This window comes from Chromobacterium phragmitis (genome assembly GCF_003325475.1).
GTDB lineage: Bacteria > Pseudomonadota > Gammaproteobacteria > Burkholderiales > Chromobacteriaceae > Chromobacterium > Chromobacterium phragmitis.
In genome coordinates this window covers 247,339-265,114 of record NZ_CP029495.1, presented here as the reverse complement: position 1 = coordinate 265,114, position 17,776 = coordinate 247,339, and the positions used below count along the sequence as shown (strand labels likewise).

Annotated in this window: 17 protein-coding genes; 6 read left to right on the top strand and 11 right to left on the bottom strand. The window is 63.7% G+C overall.

Annotation, left to right across the window (positions count from 1 at the left end):
- Positions 1-43: 43 nt before the first annotated feature.
- The 3 genes from DK842_RS01340 to DK842_RS01330 all read left to right on the top strand — a co-directional run bounded on the left by DK842_RS01340 (position 44) and on the right by DK842_RS01330 (position 3,544).
- On the top strand, positions 44-1,315 hold the full coding sequence (locus tag DK842_RS01340; RefSeq protein WP_114059749.1) for a carbohydrate porin: 1,272 nt from the start codon (positions 44-46) through the stop codon (positions 1,313-1,315).
- Between the two features lie 111 nt (positions 1,316-1,426).
- Positions 1,427-1,873: a hypothetical protein gene (locus DK842_RS01335; protein WP_114059748.1), complete on the top strand. Its 447-nt coding sequence runs from the start codon at positions 1,427-1,429 to the stop codon at positions 1,871-1,873.
- 273 nt (positions 1,874-2,146) lie between these two features.
- Positions 2,147-3,544, top strand: a complete 1,398-nt coding sequence (locus tag DK842_RS01330; protein WP_114059747.1) for an amino acid permease — start codon at positions 2,147-2,149, stop codon at positions 3,542-3,544.
- Between the two features lie 55 nt (positions 3,545-3,599).
- Here DK842_RS01330 and DK842_RS01325 read toward each other — a convergent pair whose 3' ends face one another.
- The 5 genes from DK842_RS01325 to DK842_RS01305 form a co-directional block, all read right to left on the bottom strand.
- A complete protein-coding gene (locus tag DK842_RS01325) occupies positions 3,600-4,259 on the bottom strand; it encodes a dihydrofolate reductase family protein (protein ID WP_114059746.1) in 660 nt (219 codons plus the stop codon).
- Positions 4,260-4,373: 114 nt separating this feature from the next.
- The gene (locus tag DK842_RS01320) at positions 4,374-5,837 is read right to left on the bottom strand and encodes a DegQ family serine endoprotease (protein WP_114059745.1); all 1,464 of its coding nucleotides are present in this window, start codon (positions 5,835-5,837) and stop codon (positions 4,374-4,376) included.
- Between the two features lie 127 nt (positions 5,838-5,964).
- Positions 5,965-6,597 (bottom strand): endonuclease III, encoded by a 633-nt coding sequence (gene nth / locus DK842_RS01315; RefSeq protein ID WP_114059744.1) that lies wholly within the window; start codon positions 6,595-6,597, stop codon positions 5,965-5,967.
- Positions 6,594-7,361: an electron transport complex subunit RsxB gene (rsxB, locus tag DK842_RS01310; RefSeq protein WP_114059743.1), complete on the bottom strand. Its 768-nt coding sequence runs from the start codon at positions 7,359-7,361 to the stop codon at positions 6,594-6,596. Before rsxB ends, nth begins: the two co-directional genes overlap by 4 nt.
- A 26-nt stretch (positions 7,362-7,387) precedes the next feature.
- Positions 7,388-8,320 carry a LysR family transcriptional regulator gene (locus DK842_RS01305; RefSeq protein WP_168191773.1) on the bottom strand — a complete coding sequence of 311 codons (933 nt, stop codon included), beginning with the start codon at positions 8,318-8,320 and terminating at the stop codon, positions 7,388-7,390.
- Between the two features lie 125 nt (positions 8,321-8,445).
- Here DK842_RS01305 and DK842_RS01300 point away from each other — a divergent pair, with 125 nt between their 5' ends.
- Positions 8,446-9,267, top strand: coding sequence for a 3-methyl-2-oxobutanoate hydroxymethyltransferase (locus DK842_RS01300; protein WP_114059741.1), 822 nt, complete (start codon positions 8,446-8,448; stop codon positions 9,265-9,267).
- Between the two features lie 118 nt (positions 9,268-9,385).
- Here DK842_RS01300 and DK842_RS01295 read toward each other — a convergent pair whose 3' ends face one another.
- Positions 9,386-9,787, bottom strand: a complete 402-nt coding sequence (locus DK842_RS01295; RefSeq protein WP_114059740.1) for a hypothetical protein — start codon at positions 9,785-9,787, stop codon at positions 9,386-9,388.
- A gap of 253 nt (positions 9,788-10,040) precedes the next feature.
- Between DK842_RS01295 and DK842_RS01290 the strand changes: the two genes are divergently transcribed.
- On the top strand, positions 10,041-11,930 hold the full coding sequence (locus DK842_RS01290) for a methyl-accepting chemotaxis protein (RefSeq protein ID WP_114059739.1): 1,890 nt from the start codon (positions 10,041-10,043) through the stop codon (positions 11,928-11,930).
- Between the two features lie 64 nt (positions 11,931-11,994).
- On the opposite strand, the gene acs is transcribed toward DK842_RS01290, so the two are convergent.
- From acs to DK842_RS01265, 5 genes are all read right to left on the bottom strand, one after another.
- The gene (gene acs / locus DK842_RS01285; protein ID WP_114059738.1) at positions 11,995-13,959 is read right to left on the bottom strand and encodes an acetate--CoA ligase; all 1,965 of its coding nucleotides are present in this window, start codon (positions 13,957-13,959) and stop codon (positions 11,995-11,997) included.
- A 71-nt stretch (positions 13,960-14,030) separates the two neighbouring features.
- Positions 14,031-15,713, bottom strand: a complete 1,683-nt coding sequence (locus DK842_RS01280) for a cation acetate symporter (protein ID WP_198414608.1) — start codon at positions 15,711-15,713, stop codon at positions 14,031-14,033.
- Positions 15,710-16,018, bottom strand: a complete 309-nt coding sequence (locus DK842_RS01275; protein ID WP_114059737.1) for a DUF485 domain-containing protein — start codon at positions 16,016-16,018, stop codon at positions 15,710-15,712. Before DK842_RS01275 ends, DK842_RS01280 begins: the two co-directional genes overlap by 4 nt.
- Positions 16,019-16,248: 230 nt before the next feature.
- Positions 16,249-16,434: a hypothetical protein gene (locus DK842_RS01270; RefSeq protein ID WP_114059736.1), complete on the bottom strand. Its 186-nt coding sequence runs from the start codon at positions 16,432-16,434 to the stop codon at positions 16,249-16,251.
- 70 nt (positions 16,435-16,504) lie between these two features.
- On the bottom strand, positions 16,505-16,951 hold the full coding sequence (locus DK842_RS01265) for a lysozyme (protein WP_114059735.1): 447 nt from the start codon (positions 16,949-16,951) through the stop codon (positions 16,505-16,507).
- 278 nt (positions 16,952-17,229) lie between these two features.
- Here DK842_RS01265 and DK842_RS01260 point away from each other — a divergent pair, with 278 nt between their 5' ends.
- Complete coding sequence (locus tag DK842_RS01260) at positions 17,230-17,772, top strand: cytochrome b (protein ID WP_114063557.1); 543 nt, start codon at positions 17,230-17,232, stop codon at positions 17,770-17,772.
- Positions 17,773-17,776: the final 4 nt, after the last annotated feature.

Genomic DNA, 17,776 nt, shown 5'->3' with positions numbered 1-17,776 from the left:
GAAAAAAACGGGCGCGATCATCCATTGGGACAAGGAGACGAGAATGAGGACGAAAACGATAAGCTGTTTGTGCGCGCTGCTGCCGTTGGGCGCGGGCCTGCCGGCCTGGGCCGACGGCGCGCCAGATGCCGCGGCCGCGCCTGGGCCGCAGCTCAGCGCCGAGCAATTGAGCGGCGCGGTGAAGAAGGCGCTGGATGATATGGGATTCCAGTTCGACGGCTATATGCGCAGCGGCTTTTACGCCAGCGGCGACAAGCTGCCCAAGGGCCAGTACCAACTGGGCGGCGATCTGCAGCACTACCGGCTGGGCAATGAGGGCGATACCTATATCGAGTTCGGCATCGGCAAGAAATGGACGCTGGGCAACGGCGTGAGCTGGGGCGCTTACGTGATGCCCACCATCTACAACGGCAAGACCAGCGCCTCCCAGGTATACGGCTACATCAGCGGGCTGGAATTCGCGCCCAATCTGACGCTGTGGGCCGGCCAGCGCTACCACCGCGTCCAGGACATCCATATTCTGGACAACTGGCTGATGCAGGACGGCGACAACTACGGCGCCGGCGTGGACGGCATCGCCGTCGGCCAGGCCAAGCTCAACCTGTCCGTCTCTTCGTCCGGCAGCTACGCCAACGACAACGCCACGCCCAACAATGCGCGGCGAGCCAATTTCCAATTGACTGGCATCGCAACCAATCCGGGCGGCAAGCTGACCTTGACCGGCGCGGCGGTCAGCGGCGATTTCGCCATCGGCAAGCCCGGCGCGGCGCTGGGCCTGCTGCATAACCAGAAGGACTTCCTGGCTCAGGGCGTCAATAATTCCTTGTTCCTGCAAGCGTCCACCGGCCACGCGTCGCTGTCCGGCCAGTTCTTCAATCTGGACAACGGCGGCGCGGCCCAAGCCGGCGCGCGGCAGAGTCGCATCGCCGAGGTGCTGGATTGGCAGCGCGGACGCTTCGGCGGACAGGCGGTGCTAGGGTGGCAGACGGTATCGCCGGACAACGCCGCCAAGTACCGTGACTCGACCCTGGGCGGCCGGTTGTCCTACGGCGTGGCGGCCAACGTCAAGCTGCTGACCGAAATCGGCCTGACCCGGCGCAATGCCGACGATCAGCCGGCGCAGCAACTGAACAAGGCGACGGTGGCGGTGGCGTTCGCGCCCAATACCGATTTCTGGACCCGGCCGGAGCTGCGGGTGTACGCCAGCCATTACAACTGGAACAACGCGGCGGCGCAGGCCAATCTGACCACCTTCGCCGCCAATGGCCGCACCCGCGCCAATACCTTCGGCGTGCAGCTGGAGGCCTGGTGGTAAGCACGGCTTGAGCGGTTTTGCAAACGATTGTTTACGGTGCCGCGGCGTGAGTCGCGGCACTTTGTCGTTTGGGCGTAGTCTGTCTGGCATGGTTAAAACAGGGAGAAGACGATGAGCGGCATGTTGACGGGCGGCTTGGCGGCCTTGCTGCTGGTGTCGGGTCTCGCTTGGGCCGATATCGGCGATTCCGCGGCGTCCGCGCCGCGTTTCAAGCTGGAGTGCCTGCCGGACGGCGATGGGGCGGACTGGCGGGATTGGCTGGAAACCCGGCTGGCGTTGCGCGGGTTGGAAGAAGGGGGCGAGCATGCGTGGCGGCTGTGCTTTTCCCAGGAGGCGAGGCGACAATGGGTGGAGCAGCCCATGGACTGGCGCTACGACGGCTATTGGCGGCAGCCGCCTTACCGTTTGGAAGAGTGGGCGGAACTGAGCCTGGCCGTGAGGGGCGAAGACGGCGCGGTATTGTGGAGCGGCCGGGAGCGGCTGGGCGATGGCGACAGCGCGCGGGCCAGGCTGGAGCAGGCTGCGCGCAGGCTGATCGATCGCATGCCGCTGCCTTGATTCTTCTTGTTATGACTAATGATTATTTATTTGTAAGCTATTGGCGTTTTCCCGTATTGTGACCATGGCCTCCTGCGGTAGTATCGATGGCCTCCGCGAGCATGGCCTGCATGCGCTCAGACAAGACAGGACAGCGGCGGAGGGACAAATCAGATCACAACAGCCGAATCCGAGTATGAGGCGCCCGCCTGGACAGCGGGCGTCTTGTCGTTTCAGCGCTGCCGCAATGCACGGCGGCGCGGACCGGTGCGGGCAAATACGGGATAGAAGACAATGAGTTTGATGCGCAAGAAGAGCGTGCAAGGCATGTTGGCCGCCGCTCAGACTTCGCGCGGGCTGCGAAAAGAGCTCTCCGCGTTCGACCTTACCATGCTGGGCATCGGCGCCATCATCGGCACCGGGATTTTCGTGCTGACCGGCACCGGCGCCACCATCGCCGGCCCCGGCCTGGTGCTTTCCTTCGTCATCAGCGCTTTCGCCTGCGGCTTTGCGGCGATGTGCTATGCCGAATTCGCCTCCATGCTGCCGATTTCCGGCTCCACCTACACCTATGCCTACGCCACGCTGGGCGAACTGATCGCCTGGATCATCGGCTGGGACCTGCTGCTGGAATACCTGCTGGCCTCGTCGGCGGTGTCCGTCGGCTGGTCCGGCTACTTCCAGAGCCTGTTGTCCGGCTTCGGGGTCACGCTGCCGCAGGCGTTGACCGCCGCCGCCGGCTCGGTGCCGGGCAAGGACACCTTGTTCAACCTGCCGGCCTTCTGCATCGCGATGATCATTACCGCGCTGTTGGCCTTCGGCATCAAGGAATCCAAGCGCGTCAACAATATCGTGGTGCTGATCAAGGTGGCGGTGGTGGTGCTGTTCATCGCCATTGGCGTGTGGCACGTCAAGCCGGCCAACTGGGAGCCGGCGCTGCCGTTCGGCTTCTCCGGCGTGTTCCACGGTGCCGCCATCGTGTTCTTCAGCTTCATCGGCTTCGACGCCGTCACCTGCGCGGCGGAGGAAGTGAAGAACCCGGCCAAGGACATCCCGCGCGGCGTGATCTGGTCGCTGGCGGTGTGCTCCATCCTGTACGTGGTGGTGGCCGCCATCATGACCGGCATCGTGCCCTACATGCAGTTCGCCGGCGTCGACCACCCGGTGTCGCTGGCGCTGCAAGTGGCCAAGCTGGACTGGTTCGCCGGCTTCGTCGACCTGGGCGCCATCCTGGGCATGATGACGGTGATCCTGGTGATGACTTATGGCCAGACCCGCATTCTGTTCGCCATGAGCCGCGACGGCCTGCTGCCCAAGATCTTCTCCGAGGTGAATCCGAAGTACGGCACCCCGTACAAGGCCACCTGGTTGATCGGCACCATCATCGCGCTGCTGGCCGGCTTCGTGCCGCTGCACACGCTGGCCGAGCTGGTGAACATCGGCACCCTGGCCGCGTTCACGCTGATCGCGCTGTCGGTGATCGTGCTCCGGAAGCGCGAGCCGGACCTGCCGCGCAAGTTCGTCTGCCCGGCGGTGCCCACCATTCCGGCGCTGGCCATCCTGTGCTGCGGTTTCCTGATGACCCAGCTGTCGCTGCTGACCTGGACCTGCTTCGCTGCCTGGCTGATCATCGGCCTAGTGGTGTATTTCGGTTATTCGCGGCGCAATTCATTGCTGCATAATCCGGCCTGATCCGGGGCGTGTTGGAAAAAGCGGAGCCCATGGGCTCCGCTTTTTTGTTTCTTTCTCAACCGGGCTTGTCGAGCCGGCGCAGCAGCAAGTGGCAGGCTCTTTCTCCGGCGACCCGTTCCGCGCATTGGTAGCCGAGCGCGGGTAGGTCCAGCCCGGCGAACAAGGCTTCGCCGCGTCCCAGCAGCGTGGGCGCGATGGCGAGGTGCAGCTCGTCGATCAGGCCGGCGCGCAGGTATTGCCGAACCGCGTCGACGCCGCCGCCCAGCCGCACGTCCCGGCCGCCGGCCGCTTCGCGGGCCCGCTCCAGCGCCGGGCGGATGCCGTCGGAGACGAAGTGGAAGACGGTGCCGCCCTTCATGGCGAGCGCGGGGCGGGGATGATGGGTCAGCACGAACACCTGAGTGCGGTAGGGCGGCTCTTCTCCCCACCATCCTTTCCATTCCAGATCGGGCCAGGGGCCGCGCAACGGGCCGAACATATTGCGTCCCAGTATCCAGGCGCCGATATTGTCGAAGCCTCGTTCAATGAAGTCATTGTCCACCCCGGCCTCGCCGCCGATGCCGCCGCCGTGCAGGCGCTGGAAGGCGGCGGTGGCGAACGCCCATTGATGCAGCGCCATGCCGCCGATGCCCAACGGTTGGTCCAGGCTCTGATTCGGGCCCGCGCCGAAACCGTCCGCGGACAGGGAAAAACAGGCTACGCGCAGCTTGCTCATCGCATTCTCCATCCGCGACCGGCGGAATCTGTCAGTCATGCCGGATTTATAGATGTGGAAACGCAATGAAAAAACGCCGCCCAGTGGGCGGCGTTTTTAATCGGGGGCATGGGGTCAATCGGTGCGCAGCGCGATGTAGAGCACCGCTTCGCCTCGCTTCACCAGCAGCGCGGCGTGGCCGCCGGCGCCGGACAGCGCTTTCTCGAACGCGTTGATGCTGGTGACGTCGACCTGGTTCAGGCCCAGGATGATGTCGCCGGGCATCAAGCCGGAGCGGGCGGCCGGGCCTTGCGATTTCTGGATCAGGAGGCCGCCGCGGATGCCGAGGTCGGCGCGCTGTTCCGTGGTCAGTTCGCTGAGGGTCAAGCCCAGCTTGCCGAACTGGTAGCCCTGCGGCGCGTTGTCGCTGGCAGGCTTGCTGTTGGCGGCGGGCTCCTGCGCTTGCTCCACCAGCGTCGCTTCCATCGTTTTCTCGAAGCCCTTTCGCCATACCACCAGTCTGATCTTGGTGCCGGGGCCGAGCGAGCCCACCAGCATCGGCAGGTCCTTGGAGCTGCTGATCGCCTGGTCGTTGAGCTTCAGGATGATGTCGCCGGCTTGCAGTCCGGCCCTGGCGGCAGGGCCCTTGGGGTCGACGCGCACCACCAGCGCGCCGGACGGGCGCTGCAGGCCGAACGATTGCGCCAGCTCCTGGGTCACTTCCTGGATGTTGACGCCCAGCTGGCCGCGGCTGACCTTGCCCTTGGACTTCAGCTGATCGGCCACCTGCATCGCCAGGTCGATCGGGATGGCGAAGGAAATGCCCATGAAGCCGCCGGAACGGCTGTAGATCTGGGAATTGATGCCAACCACTTCGCCGCGCAGATTGAACAGCGGGCCGCCGGAGTTGCCGGGGTTGATCGCCACGTCGGTCTGGATGAAGGGCACCAGCGTTTCGTCCGGCAGGCTGCGCCCCTTGGCGGAGACGATGCCGGCGGTGACGGTGTTGTCGAAGCCGAAGGGCGCGCCGATGGCGGCCACCCATTCGCCGACTTTCAGGTCGGCCGGACTGCCTATCTTGGCCACCGGCAGGTCGGCCGCGGCCACCTTGAGCAAGGCCACGTCGCTGCGCTTGTCCAGGCCCACCAGCTTGGCGCGCAGTTCGCGCTTGTCAGTCAGCGTGACGCGGATCTGGCCGCCGTCGGCCACCACGTGGGCATTGGTCAGGATGAAACCGTCGCTGCTGATGATGAAGCCGGAGCCGTAGGACACGCTTTCCTCGGGCGTCTGGTCCTGCTGTTGCGGCTGGTTGGGCATGAAGCGGCGGAAGAAGTCGTACAGCGGGTCGTCTTCCGGCACCGGGAAGGGCATGTTGTTGGCGCTTTGCTGCGGCGCGGCGCCTTCGCGGGTGGCCTGGATGTTGACCACGGCCGGGCCATCGCGGCTGACCAACTGGGTGAAGTCCGGCAGCAGCATGGCGACACGGCCGTCCTGCTGCGCGGGTATGGCGACGGGAGCGGGCTGGCTGCTGCCTTTGACAAACTGCTCGATTCTGTCGCAGCCGGACAGTAACGACGCCGCGAGCAGGGCGCCGGCCATGATGCGAAGACTCGTTGTCACTGGCAATCCTTTAATAGCTGGCTGATTCGGAAAGGTAAATGGGGGCGGATAGAAGAGTATACAAGCTGTCTTCTGTCATCGATATCGAGTTTACACTCCAATTTTATCATAAGGGCTTGGCCGGGTATTCGCAGAGATCCGCTATCGCGCAGCGCTGGCATTCGGGCTTCCTGGCCTTGCAAACGTAGCGGCCGAGCAGAATCAGCCAGTGGTGCGCGTCCCGTTTGAATTCGGCGGGGACGAAACGCTCCAGTTTGTCCTCCACTTCGCGCACGTCCTTGCCAGGCGCGAGACGGGTGCGGTTGGACACGCGGAAGATATGGGTGTCCACCGCGATGGTGGGCTGGCCGAAGGCGGTGTTGAGCACCACGTTGGCGGTTTTGCGGCCGACGCCGGGCAGCGCTTCCAGCGCCTCGCGCGTTTGCGGCACTTCGCCGCCGTGTCGTTCCAGCAGCAGGCGGCAGGTGGCGATCACGTTTCGGGCCTTGGTCTTGTACAGGCCGATGGTCTTGATGAAGTCGGCCAGGCTTTCTTCGCCCAGCGCCAGCATCGCGGCGGGCGTGTTGGCTACCGGATACAGCCGGCGCGTCGCTTTGTTGACGCCCACGTCGGTGGCCTGAGCCGACAGCAGCACCGAGATCAGCAGTTCGAACGGCGTGTTGTATTCCAGTTCGGTAGCGGGATGGGGATTGTCTTCGTGCAGGCGGCGGAAGATTTCCTGTCGTTTGGCGGGATTCACTCGGCGTCCTTGTCGGCTTCTTGCTGGGCGGCTTTCATCGCGGCGGCGCGCTCCATGGCCGCGCGGATCACAGCCATCTTGTCGGCGGAGGCGGTGGCGGCCACCGGGGCCTGTTGCTTGGCGCGCTCCATCGCCTTGCGGATCAGCTCGTTCTTGTCGGCGGCGCTCGCGGCGGCAGGCGGCTCGGCATCGGCGCGGCCGGCGGGGGAGGGCGCGGCTACGGCGGCGCGCTCGGCCAGGCGTTTGGCCTTATCCTGGGCATCGCGCGCCTTGCGCGCCTGGCGCGAGTCGTAACGCCTGCGCGCCTGCGCGGCGCGGGCCATCACGCGTTCGCGTTCGCCGTCGCGCGGATCGGCCACCGGGATCAGGTCGATGCAGTCCACCGGACAGGGCGCGAGGCATAGCTCGCAGCCGGTGCATTCGTCGGCGATCACGGTGTGCATTTGCTTGGCTGCGCCGACGATGGCGTCGGCGGGGCAAGCCTGGATGCACAAGGTACAGCCGATGCAGCTATCCTCGCGGATGACGGCCAGCGCGCGCGGCTTGGGCTGCTGTCCGGCGGGGTCGAAGGGAATGGCCTGCCGGCCCAGCAGTTCCGCCAGCGCCCTGATGCCGTCATCGCCGCCGGGCGGGCAGCGGTTGATCGGGTCCGCGCCTTCCGCCAGCGCTTCCGCGTACGGACGGCAGCCGGCATGGCCGCACTGTCCGCACTGGGTCTGGGGCAGGAGGGCGTCGATCCGGTCGACGAGTGTGATGACGGCCATGCTGTCGGATTCCGCTTCAAAAACCGTTAATTATCTTCTTTAGCGGCATCCTCTTCAACACCCGGCGGGCAGTCGCGGGCCTTTCCCTCCTCGATGAGCAATTGCCGCCAGCGCTCGGCCGGCTCGGACAGCGCGATGCCGCGGCGCCAGATCAGCGACAGTTTCCAGGTCAGCGACGGATCGTCGCAGGGCACCAGCGCGATGTCGGTCGGATGCGGCGGCAGCCAGGGTTCGGGCAGGATCAGCAGTCCGCAGCCGGCGGCCACCAGCGACAGGCACAGTCCCAGATGGCCGCTGTCGGCATAGGTTTCCGGCACCAGGCCGGCTTGCTGCCAGGCGTCGGCGGCCATGCGATTGACCTGAGAGGCGCCCTCCAGCCGTATCCAGGGCATGTCGGCGACTTCTGCCGGCTTCAGGCTGGCGCGGCCGGCCAGAGGATGGGAGGCCGGCAGCACGAAGCGCAGCGGGTATTCTCCGATCAGCAGGCTATCCAGTTCCGGATGCTGCGGCGTCAGGCAGATCGCCACCTCGATGTCTCCGCTCATCACGGCGTCTTCTTGCTCGCAGCCACCGCTTTCGAACAGACGCAACTGAACCAGCGGATAGAGGCTGCGGAAGGTTTGCATCAGTCTGGCCACCCTGGGAATGCCCGCCAGCGGCGGCAGGCCCAGGCGCAGTTCGCCCTGGGTCTGGCATTTCAGCCGGGCCAGATCGTCCAGCATCGCCGCGTTCTCCCGCAGCAGGCTTTCGGCGCGGCGCAGCACCAGTTCGCCAGCGGGGGTCAGGCTGGCCGGGCTCCCTGGGCGGCTGCGCACCAGCAAGGTCGCGTCCAGTTCTTCCTCCAACTGCTGGATGGCCTTGCTCAGCGCCGGCTGCGTCAGATGAATGCGCGCAGCGGCTTTCTGGTAGCTGCCGTGGCGGGCCACGGCGACGAAGTAGCGTAAATTGCGCAGATTCATGGGGTGTATAACGTTTGGATGAACAGGATATGACAATTTCTCATTAACATCTGCATAGAATACTCCAATAGCATGCATGTCTTCATCCCCGGCGAGCGCGCCGGCCATTACAAGGAGCATGCATCATGAGCAGCAAGGCAAGCGTTAGCCGGCGCGTGACCGTGCCGTCCATCCGCAGCAGCAAGGGGCAGCGCAAGCTGATAGCCGCGACCGCATACGGCCGGGCCATCACCGAAGTTGTCGACGAGTGGGTGGATATCGTGTTGATCGACGACATCGCCACGATGGGAGACTTTGGCCAACCCACCCTGCTGTCGTTCACGCTGGAACACATGGTCAGCCACGCCCGGGCGGTGTCCCGCTCCGCGCGGCGGGCCTGCGTCGCGGCGGGCCTGCCGTTCTCGAGCCGCCATAAATCTCCGGCGCAGGCCTTGGACAGCGCATTGCGGCTGCTGGAGGCGGGCGCGTCCGCGGTGAAAGTGGAGGGCGGCGTGGAGATGGCGGACACCGTGGCTTATCTGGTGAAAAACGGGGTGCCTGTCATCGCGCAATTAAGGCGGATTTCGGAGCGCGCGCAAGGCGCGGTCGCGGAGGGCGGCGTGGTGGCCTGCGATCGCATGATCCAGGCCGCTCGAGAACTGGAGCGAGCCGGCGCCTTTTGCCTGGTGTTGGAGGGCGTGGGCGGCGATGCGGCAGGGCGAATCGCCGCTGCGGTTTCCATTCCGGTGCTGGCGGGGGCGGGCAGCGATGGCCAGATCCTGGACAATGAGGATATCCTGGGACTGGGCGGCGACTTCGTGCAGCGCATGGCTAGGCAGCATGCCGACATGCTGGCGGTGGTGGAGCCAACGCCTATCGTCCAGACTTCGGTTCCTGTCTTGAGCATTCCCGTCGCGCCTGCGCGCGCCCGCGCTTTTGGCCGGGCACGTTCGCCGGCGGCAAACTGACTGGCGGCCGCTGGTGACAGCGGCGCCATCGTTGCCTGTCGGCGGGAGGAGGCGCAGTCGGGGGAGGGGCTGGCTGTTTTCTCCTGAAGCGCCGGGACCATGGGCTTGCCCACAGTCTTCAACTCGTCAGCGCCGTTTTGATCGAGTCGAGGAGTTCCCCGGCATTGTGGACATCGAAGGCGAGCTCATCGTTCTCCCGCATCACCTTGCGCAGCTGCTTGATGGCTTCGAAATCGGCAAAAAACCATTCTCCGCTCACCGGTTCCAGTTTTAGCTCCTCTCGCAGGAAAGCTTTGATCGCTGTGCCCAGGTTGAAGTCCGTGGCGTCGTTTCGCAGCAAGGCGAAGACGCCGATATCCGGGTTGTGCGTCGTATAGCCGTTCCGGATATCCAGTTTGTTCACATGGTTGGTGTCGCCGAATTTGAAGTAGCTGCCATTGACCCGCCCGGCAGTGGTTTGCCTGGCGATATAGGAGTTGGGAGAGTAGCCCGGCGTGGTGATGAAGTAGGTGTATTTCATGATGGCTCTCCTGTAGAGGCGGAGGTTCGGGTCAGCGGCGTCCCGCATGGATGCTGATGTCAGAACGATGGCAAGGCGTTGTTGTGAATCTTCGAAGCGGCAGGGAGCGCGGAGGTTTGGCTTGGCGGTGGATATTTGTACTAGTTAAAGTTTTATTTATCCGATTCATTACGCGTAATCGAATGGTTTGGGCTTGGCTGCGGAAGACCGCGATCTATGGTGAAAATACCGAGATCGCCGCGGAGCCTCCACCATGAAAATCGCCCATAAGGCCGGCCTGATTTCCGCGCTGGTGTTGGCTGCCACCCTGTCCACCCTGTCCTGGATGCAATACTTGAGCGTGGCGGACAGCATACGTTCCGGCAAGGAGCAGGAGGTGATGCAGACCAGCGAGGTGCTGTCTGTCCAGATTGCCAACTGGTTGAACGGCAAGCTGGCGCAAATTCAGCTGATGTCGGAAATGATAGATGCCAGCTTCAGTCCGGAACGCATCCAGCAGGTGTTTCTGATGCCCTCGCTGAAAACCGGCTTCAAGCTGATCTTCGGCGGACTGGATACCGATGGCAAGAAGATTTCCAACGACTCCTCATGGAATCCGCCGCCGACCTGGGACGCGCGCAAGCGGCCGTGGTACCCGGTGGCGAAGGCGGCGTCCGGCGCGGCGCTGACCGACCCTTATCCTGACGCTGCGTCCGGCGAAATCCTGATCTCGGTGGTGGCCAAATTGACCGACAAGGGCGCCTTCAAGGGCGCTTTCGGCGGCGATCTCAGCCTGAAAACGGTGTCCGAGGCGCTCAATACCGCCACGTTCAACGGCGCGGGCTACGCTTTTCTCTTGTCCGCCGACGGCAAGATCATCAGCCACCCGGATGCCAAGCTGAATGGCAAAAGCATCGCCGAACTGTTTGGCGGCACGGCGCCGCAGCTTAGCAACCAGGCGCAGGAAGTCACGGTCAACGGCCAGCGCCTGATGGTGGTGTTCCAGCCTTTGGCCAGCCTGCAGCAAGCCAAGTGGTTGGTGGGCGTTGTGCTGGACGAGGACAAGGTGATGGCGGAGGCCAGGCAGATAGGCTGGCGCGGCTTCTGGGGCGCGGTGATCGGCGTTGTGCTCAGCATGGTCATCCTCAGCACGCTGATGCAGCAAATCCTGCGCCGGCCTTTGCAGCAGCTGAAACATTCGCTGGTGGAGCTGAACAGCGGCAACGGCGATCTGACCCGGCGGGTGGACGAATCTTCGCGCGACGAGTTCGGCGAGGTGGCGCGGGAGCTGAACCGCTTCATCGCCTACCTGCAGCAATTGATAGGCGATATCCGCCAGATTTCGCTGCGGGTGTCGCAGGGCACCGAGCAAAGCGCGAACGAGGCGCGCCAAAGCAGCGGCGAAGCCAGTCGTCTGCAACAGGAGCTGGAGCAATTGGTGGCGGCCATCGGGCAGATGGCCGAGGCCGCGGGAGATATGACGGCCAATGCCAGCGCGGTGGCCGACGCGGCCCGGCTGGCGCATGAGGAAACCGGAAGCCGGGTGGCGCTGGTGAGCCAGTCCGGGCAAGCGATACGCCGGCTGGCGGATACGCTGGATGAAACCTCGCATTCGATGGACGAGCTGGCGGAATTCAGCAAGAACATCGAATCCATCGTCCGGGTGATTACCGGCGTGGCGGAGCAGACCAATCTGCTGGCGCTGAATGCCGCCATCGAGGCGGCTCGAGCCGGCGAAATGGGCCGTGGTTTCGCGGTGGTGGCGGACGAGGTGCGCAAGTTGGCGTCGCAGACCCAGACCGCGACCCAGGAAATCCGCGGCATGATAGAACAGTTGCAACGCGGCGTGGCCGCCGCGCGGCAGAAAATGGAGGAAAGCCGCGAGTGCGCGGGCAGCACGGTGAAGGACGCGGAGCAGATCAGCGAGATGCTGGTGCGCGTTCAGGATGTGATTTCGGACATCAACGCCCGCAACGGCGAAATCGCCGGCGCGGTGGGCAAGCAAAGCCGGATGACTCAGGACATCAACGACAACGCGGGCAGCATCAGGCATATCGGCCAGCGGGTCAGCGATACGGCCCAGGTGCAGCTGCGACACTGCAGCGATACCGCCGCCGACGTGGCCGAGCAGGACAAGATGATCGCGCGCTTCCGTTTGGAGTAGCCATTTGGAGACGCAAAGAAAAAGCCGCCATGTAAATGGCGGCTTTTTCTTACCGGGACGCGGCTTACAGTTGCTGCTGCAGCTGTTCCAGAATTTGCGGATTTTCCAGCGTGGAGACGTCCTGAGTGATCGCCTCGCCCTTGGCGATGGAGCGCAGGAGGCGGCGCATGATCTTGCCGGAGCGGGTCTTGGGCAGGTTTTCGCCGAAGCGGATGTCGTCCGGCTGCGCGATCTTGCCGATCTCGTGCGCCACCCAGTTCTTCAGTTCCGCCGCCACCGTTTTGGCCGCGTCACCTTGCGGGCGGGCGCCCTTCAGCACGACGAAGGCCACCACGGCCTCGCCCTTGACATCGTGCGGCTTGCCCACCACGGCGGCTTCGGCCACCAGCGGGTTGGCCACCAGCGCCGACTCGATCTCCATGGTGCCCAGCCGGTGGCCGGACACGTTCAGCACGTCGTCGATGCGGCCCATGATCCAGAAGTAGCCGTTCTCGTCGCGGTGGGCGGAGTCGCCGGCCAGATAATATTTGCCGTCGAACTCGTCCGGGAAATAGGTTTTCTTGAAGCGTTCCGGGTCGTTCCAGATGGTGCGCACCAGGGACGGGAAGGGTTTCTTTATCACCAGGAAGCCGCCGCGGCCGGGCTCCACCGGCGCGCCGGATTCGTCGACGATGTCGGCGATCACGCCCGGCAGCGGCAGCGTGCACGAGCCCGGCTTGGTGGCCACGGCGCCCGGCAGCGGCGCGATCATCGCCGAGCCGGTTTCGGTCTGCCACCAGGTATCCACGATGGGGCAGCGGCCGCCGCCAACCGTTTCGTAGTACCACATCCACGCTTCAGGATTGATGGGCTCGCCCACCGTGCCCAACACGCGCAAGCTGGACAGATCGTATTGTTTGGGCAGGTCTGCGCCCAGTTTGATCAGCGAGCGGATCGCGGTCGGCGCGGTGTAGAAGACGGATACCTTGTGCTGTTCTATCATTTTCCAGAAGCGGCCGGCGTCGGGATAGGTGGGCACGCCCTCGAAGATCACCTGGGTGGCGCCGTTGGCCAGCGGGCCGTAGCAGACGTAGCTGTGGCCGGTGATCCAGCCCACGTCGGCGGTGCACCAGAAGACGTCGTTGGGTTTGTAGTCGAATACCCAGCGGAAGCTGTTGATCGCCCCCAGAAGATAGCCGGCGGTGCTGTGCTGAATGCCTTTGGGCTTGCCGGTGGAGCCTGAGGTGTAGAGGATGAACAACGGATCTTCGGCGCTCATCCATTCAGGCTCGCAGGCCTCGCTCTGGCCTTCGACCAGCTTGTGCCACCATACGTCGCGGCCGTCGGTCCAGGCCGCGCCGCCGTTGGTGCGCTGATACACTACCACGTGCTGGATCGACTCCGAGCCCTCCAGCGCCAGCGCTTCGTCCACCGTGGCCTTCAGCGGCACGCTCTTGCCGCCGCGCAGGCTTTCGTTGGCGGTGATCACCATGGTGGCGCCGGCATCCTGGATGCGGTCGCGCACCGCGCCGGCCGAGAAACCGCCGAACACCACCGAGTGGATGGCGCCGATGCGGGCGCAGGCCTGCATCGCCACCACGGCCTCTATGCCCATCGGCATGTAGACGACGACGCGGTCGCCTTTTTTCACGTTCAGGCTTTTCAGGCCGTTGGCGAACTGGCAGACGCGGCGATGCAGTTCCGAGTAGGTGACGCGGGTGACTTCGCCGTCATCGGCCTCGAAGATGATGGCGATCTTGTTGGCGTTGGACGCCAGGTGGCGGTCCAGGCAGTTGTAGGACGCGTTCAGTACGCCGTCGTCGAACCACTTGAAGAACGGCGCCTGGCTGTCGTCCAGCACGCGGGAGAACGGCTTTTTCCAGCTGATCAGTTCACGCGCCAGATCCCCCCAGAACGACAGGTAGTGATCGTCCGCCTGTTCGCACAAGGCGTGGTAAGCCTCGATGCCGCTGATGGACGCCTTGCGGCGGAATTCTTCCGACGGCGCGAAGCTGCGGGTTTCCTTGAGGATGGAATCTAGCGTGGACATGCGTTTCTCCAGAGTCTTTGGTGTTATCGCCGCGCGTCATCCGGCGCGCGGCATGTCAATGATAATGACATTTAATGTTTGCTGGCGCCACTGGCTCCGATGCCGGTCATCGAGCGCACATACTGGGCGTCGAACTTGGCTTTCTCGTCGGCGGCCTGCTTGGAGGCATCCAGCACCGATACCAGCCAGGTGACGACGAAGGCCAGGGTCATCGAGAAGATGGCCGGGTTCTTGTACGGGAAGATGGCGTGTTCGTGCTTCATCACCTCCACCCATACCGTTGGCCCCAGCACGATCAGCAGCACCGCGCTGGCCAGTCCCACCAGTCCTCCGGTCACCGCGCCGCGCGTGGTCAGGCCTTTCCAGAACATCGACAGGAACAGCACCGGGAAGTTTGCCGAGGCGGCGATGGAGAAGGCCAGGCCCACCATGAAGGCGATGTTCTGCTTCTCGAACACCAGGCCCAGCACGATGGCCACCACGCCCAGCACCACGGTGGTGATCTTGGACACGCGGATCTCGTCGGCCTCGTTGGCTTTGCCGTGCTTGATCACGCTGGCGTACAGGTCGTGAGACACCGCGGACGCGCCGGACAGGGCCAGGCCGGCCACCACCGCCAGAATGGTGGCGAAGGCCACGGCGGAGATGAAGCCCAAGAATATGTCGCCGCCCACGGCGTCTGCCAGGTGGATGGCCGCCATATTGCTGCCGCCGATCAGCTGGTGCACTTCCTTGCCGTTCTTCATCACGGTTTCCATCATGCCCGGCTGGTTCAGCACCAGCATGATGGCGCCGAAGCCGATGATGAAGGTCAGGATGTAGAAATAGCCGATGAACCCGGTGGCGTAGAACACGGACTTGCGCGCTTCCTTGGCGTCCGCCACGGTGAAGAAGCGCATCAGGATGTGCGGCAGGCCGGCGGTGCCGAACATCAGCGCCAGGCCCAGCGAGATGGAGTCGATCGGATCGGCCTTGCCCGGCGCCATGATGGCGGCGCCCTTGCTATGCGCGGCCACGGCTTTCTCGAACATCACTTCCGGACTGAAGCCGACCGAGGCCAGCACCATGATGGCCATGAAAGTGGCGCCGGACAGCAGCAGCACCGCTTTGATGATCTGCACCCAGGTGGTGGCCAGCATGCCGCCGAACAACACGTAGCACACCATCAGCACGCCCACCAGCACCACGGCGGAGCCGTAGCTCATGCCGAACAAGAGCTGGATCAGCTTGCCCGCGCCCACCATTTGCGCGATCAGGTACATGGCCACCACCACCAGCGTGGACACGGCTGCCAGGCTGCGCACCGGCATCTGTTGCAAGCGATAGGAGGCGACGTCGGCGAAGGTGTACTTGCCCAGATTGCGCAGCCGCTCGGCCACCAGGAACAGGATGATGGGCCAGCCCACCAGGAAGCCCATCGAGTAGATCAGGCCGTCGTAGCCTTTGTCGAATACCAGCGCGGAAATCCCCAGAAAGGACGCGGCGGACATGTAGTCGCCGGCGATGGCCAGGCCATTCTGGAAACCGGTGATGCCGCCGCCGGCGGCGTAGAAATCGCTGGCCGACTTGGTGCGGCGCGCGGCCCAGTAGGTGATGCCCAGCGTGAAGGCCACGAACAGGAAGAACATGATGATGGCGTGCCAGTTGGTGGCTTGTTGCTTGACGTCGCCTTCAATCGCGCCGGCGGCGCAGGCGAGCGCCGGCAGCAGCGCGGCCGCGCCGGCGGCGAGTTTCAATCGGGTGTGTCGCATCATTTGGCCTCCTCGACGATTTGCTGGGTCAGCGGGTCGAATTCCCGATTGGCGCGGCGCACGTAGATGCCGGTCAGCGCGAAGGCGGACAGGATGATGCATACGCCCACCGGAATGCCCACCGTCATGGTGGCGCCCTGGTACAGCGGCTGGCCCAGCAAGCCGGGAGCGAAGGCCAGAACCAGGATGTAACCGTAATAAATGGCCAGCATGACGATGGCCAGGGTCCAGCCTAGGCTGGTTTTCTTGTGGACCAGTTCCAAGTACTTCGGATTGGACTGGATCTTCTTCAGAGTCTCCTCATTCATGACATCCTCCTTTGGGGGTGCTGCGCTCGTGTGGCGCTGCTGAAAAAATAAGAGAGGAAGCAGAAAGGAGGCTAATCGTTTTTTCTGATGCTTTGAATTAGTCAGACCGATGATGCTTTGCAAAATTGTATTGAAATCAATGGTCTGCTGTGGAATGTTTGCTCGAATCCGGGTGGCGGCGGCTAGGGGAGATGAGTTTTGTTCGAAAGTGCGGGCTATGCCAATTGCGTTCAGCGAGGGAGGGCGGCCTTGGCCTGAAAACGCATGCAAGGCTGGCCGGAGGCTTCGAGCACGTCCTGGCTGGGCGCGCGCGTGCTGGTGAAGCCCATGCTTCGGCAACCATAAGGAAAGCGCGGGTCATGGGTGATGAAGTAATGCCGGCAACGGCGGCAAAGCGGCGCGGAGTGGGGGCGCATGGGGGCGGAGTTTCGGCAAAAAATCGAGTTTACCGGCGAGGGGAAAGGGAGCGCCAGCCCGATGCCGGATTCAGGCTGCGGCGGCGCTGGGCGTGCCGAACAGCGCCTGTTCGGCCTGCCTGCGCTTTTGCAATCCGGGCTCCGTTTTGCCGCCGGCCTTGTCCCACAGGGGAAACTGGCCGGCCGCGCCCTGGTAGTCGCCCTGGTTCAGCAGGCGAAGCAGAGTGGAGCTTTGCAGATTGCCCAAGCCCAGGTTGTAGCTGAAGCTGATCAGCGCGTCGAACTGGTTTTGATTGAGAGCGACTTTGACCAAACTCGCCACGCCTTGCTCGAAGCGGCTCAGGTCCTGGCGCAGCAGTTGCTCGGCTTGCTCATCGCTGACGCAGAGTCCTGCATGCACCTCGGGTCCGGTATGGCCATACCCGATGGTCCAGACGCCGACCGCGTCCTGATAGGCCTGCAGGCGCAACCCCTCGAATCGCTTGATCAGATTGACGCCGTTGTCGCTGGTTTGCATGAGTCTGTCCTTTCCGCTACTTGTCGGGTTTGGGAATGATTCGCCATGCTGACGGTATTTTATGGCAAGCGCAGACGCGGGCTGTCAAGCTGGTCGGCCATTTTTGGTTTAGTTCCCTTTTATTGTTTCCTATTGGGAAATAATGAATTTGTCCGAGCGGCCTATTTCATGACATGAAAAGCGCTTACAGTTTGACTGCGCGGCGTCCCTCCATGCCATGGTCAAGCTGGATAAGCGGAGGGATGCCGGTTTTCGTCGATTTCATCAAGAGGCTGTCCATGTCGCAAACGCGTTACACCGCTACCGCCATCCTGCTGCACTGGCTGATGGCGGTCCTGCTCGTCTGTCTGTTCGGCGTCGGCTTCTACATGCAGGGCTTGAAGCTGTCGCCGTTCAAATTGCAGATCTATTCCTGGCACAAGTGGGCGGGCGTCAGCGTGTTCCTGCTGGTGTGGCTAAGGCTGGCCTGGCGCTTCGGCCATCGTCCGCCGGCATTGCCGGCGGGCATGGGCCGCGCGGTGAAAGCCGCCGCGCATGCCGGCCACGCGTTGTTGTATCTGTTGATGATCGCCATCCCGTTGTCCGGCTGGCTGATGAGCTCGGCCAAAGGCATACAGACCGTCTATTTCGGCGTGCTGCCGCTGCCGGATCTGATCGCGCCGGACCGCGCGCTGGGCGACAGCCTGCAGCGCCTGCATGGCTTGCTCAACTATCTGCTGGCCGCTGTGGTGCTTGGACACGTCGGCGCCGCGCTTAAACACCACCTGATCGATAGGGACGACGTGCTGACGCGCATGCTGCCCTGGCGCATCAAATCCTGACCCT

Bases quoted from the DNA above. Each gene is read 5' to 3' on its own strand.
- DK842_RS01280 (WP_198414608.1), bottom strand. From the start codon at position 15,713: ATGATGCGACACACCCGATTGAAACTCGCCGCCGGCGCGGCCGCGCTG.
- acs (WP_114059738.1), bottom strand. From the start codon at position 13,959: ATGTCCACGCTAGATTCCATCCTCAAGGAAACCCGCAGCTTCGCGCCG.
- DK842_RS01275 (WP_114059737.1), bottom strand. From the start codon at position 16,018: ATGAATGAGGAGACTCTGAAGAAGATCCAGTCCAATCCGAAGTACTTG.
- DK842_RS01335 (WP_114059748.1), top strand. From the start codon at position 1,427: ATGAGCGGCATGTTGACGGGCGGCTTGGCGGCCTTGCTGCTGGTGTCG.
- DK842_RS01300 (WP_114059741.1), top strand. From the start codon at position 8,446: ATGAGCAGCAAGGCAAGCGTTAGCCGGCGCGTGACCGTGCCGTCCATC.
- DK842_RS01295 (WP_114059740.1), bottom strand. From the start codon at position 9,787: ATGAAATACACCTACTTCATCACCACGCCGGGCTACTCTCCCAACTCC.
- DK842_RS01340 (WP_114059749.1), top strand. From the start codon at position 44: ATGAGGACGAAAACGATAAGCTGTTTGTGCGCGCTGCTGCCGTTGGGC.
- DK842_RS01270 (WP_114059736.1), bottom strand. From the start codon at position 16,434: ATGCGCCCCCACTCCGCGCCGCTTTGCCGCCGTTGCCGGCATTACTTC.
- DK842_RS01320 (WP_114059745.1), bottom strand. From the start codon at position 5,837: ATGGCCGGCGCCCTGCTCGCGGCGTCGTTACTGTCCGGCTGCGACAGA.
- DK842_RS01265 (WP_114059735.1), bottom strand. From the start codon at position 16,951: ATGCAAACCAGCGACAACGGCGTCAATCTGATCAAGCGATTCGAGGGG.
- DK842_RS01325 (WP_114059746.1), bottom strand. From the start codon at position 4,259: ATGAGCAAGCTGCGCGTAGCCTGTTTTTCCCTGTCCGCGGACGGTTTC.
- DK842_RS01260 (WP_114063557.1), top strand. From the start codon at position 17,230: ATGTCGCAAACGCGTTACACCGCTACCGCCATCCTGCTGCACTGGCTG.
- DK842_RS01290 (WP_114059739.1), top strand. From the start codon at position 10,041: ATGAAAATCGCCCATAAGGCCGGCCTGATTTCCGCGCTGGTGTTGGCT.
- DK842_RS01330 (WP_114059747.1), top strand. From the start codon at position 2,147: ATGAGTTTGATGCGCAAGAAGAGCGTGCAAGGCATGTTGGCCGCCGCT.
- DK842_RS01305 (WP_168191773.1), bottom strand. From the start codon at position 8,320: ATGAATCTGCGCAATTTACGCTACTTCGTCGCCGTGGCCCGCCACGGC.
- rsxB (WP_114059743.1), bottom strand. From the start codon at position 7,361: ATGGCCGTCATCACACTCGTCGACCGGATCGACGCCCTCCTGCCCCAG.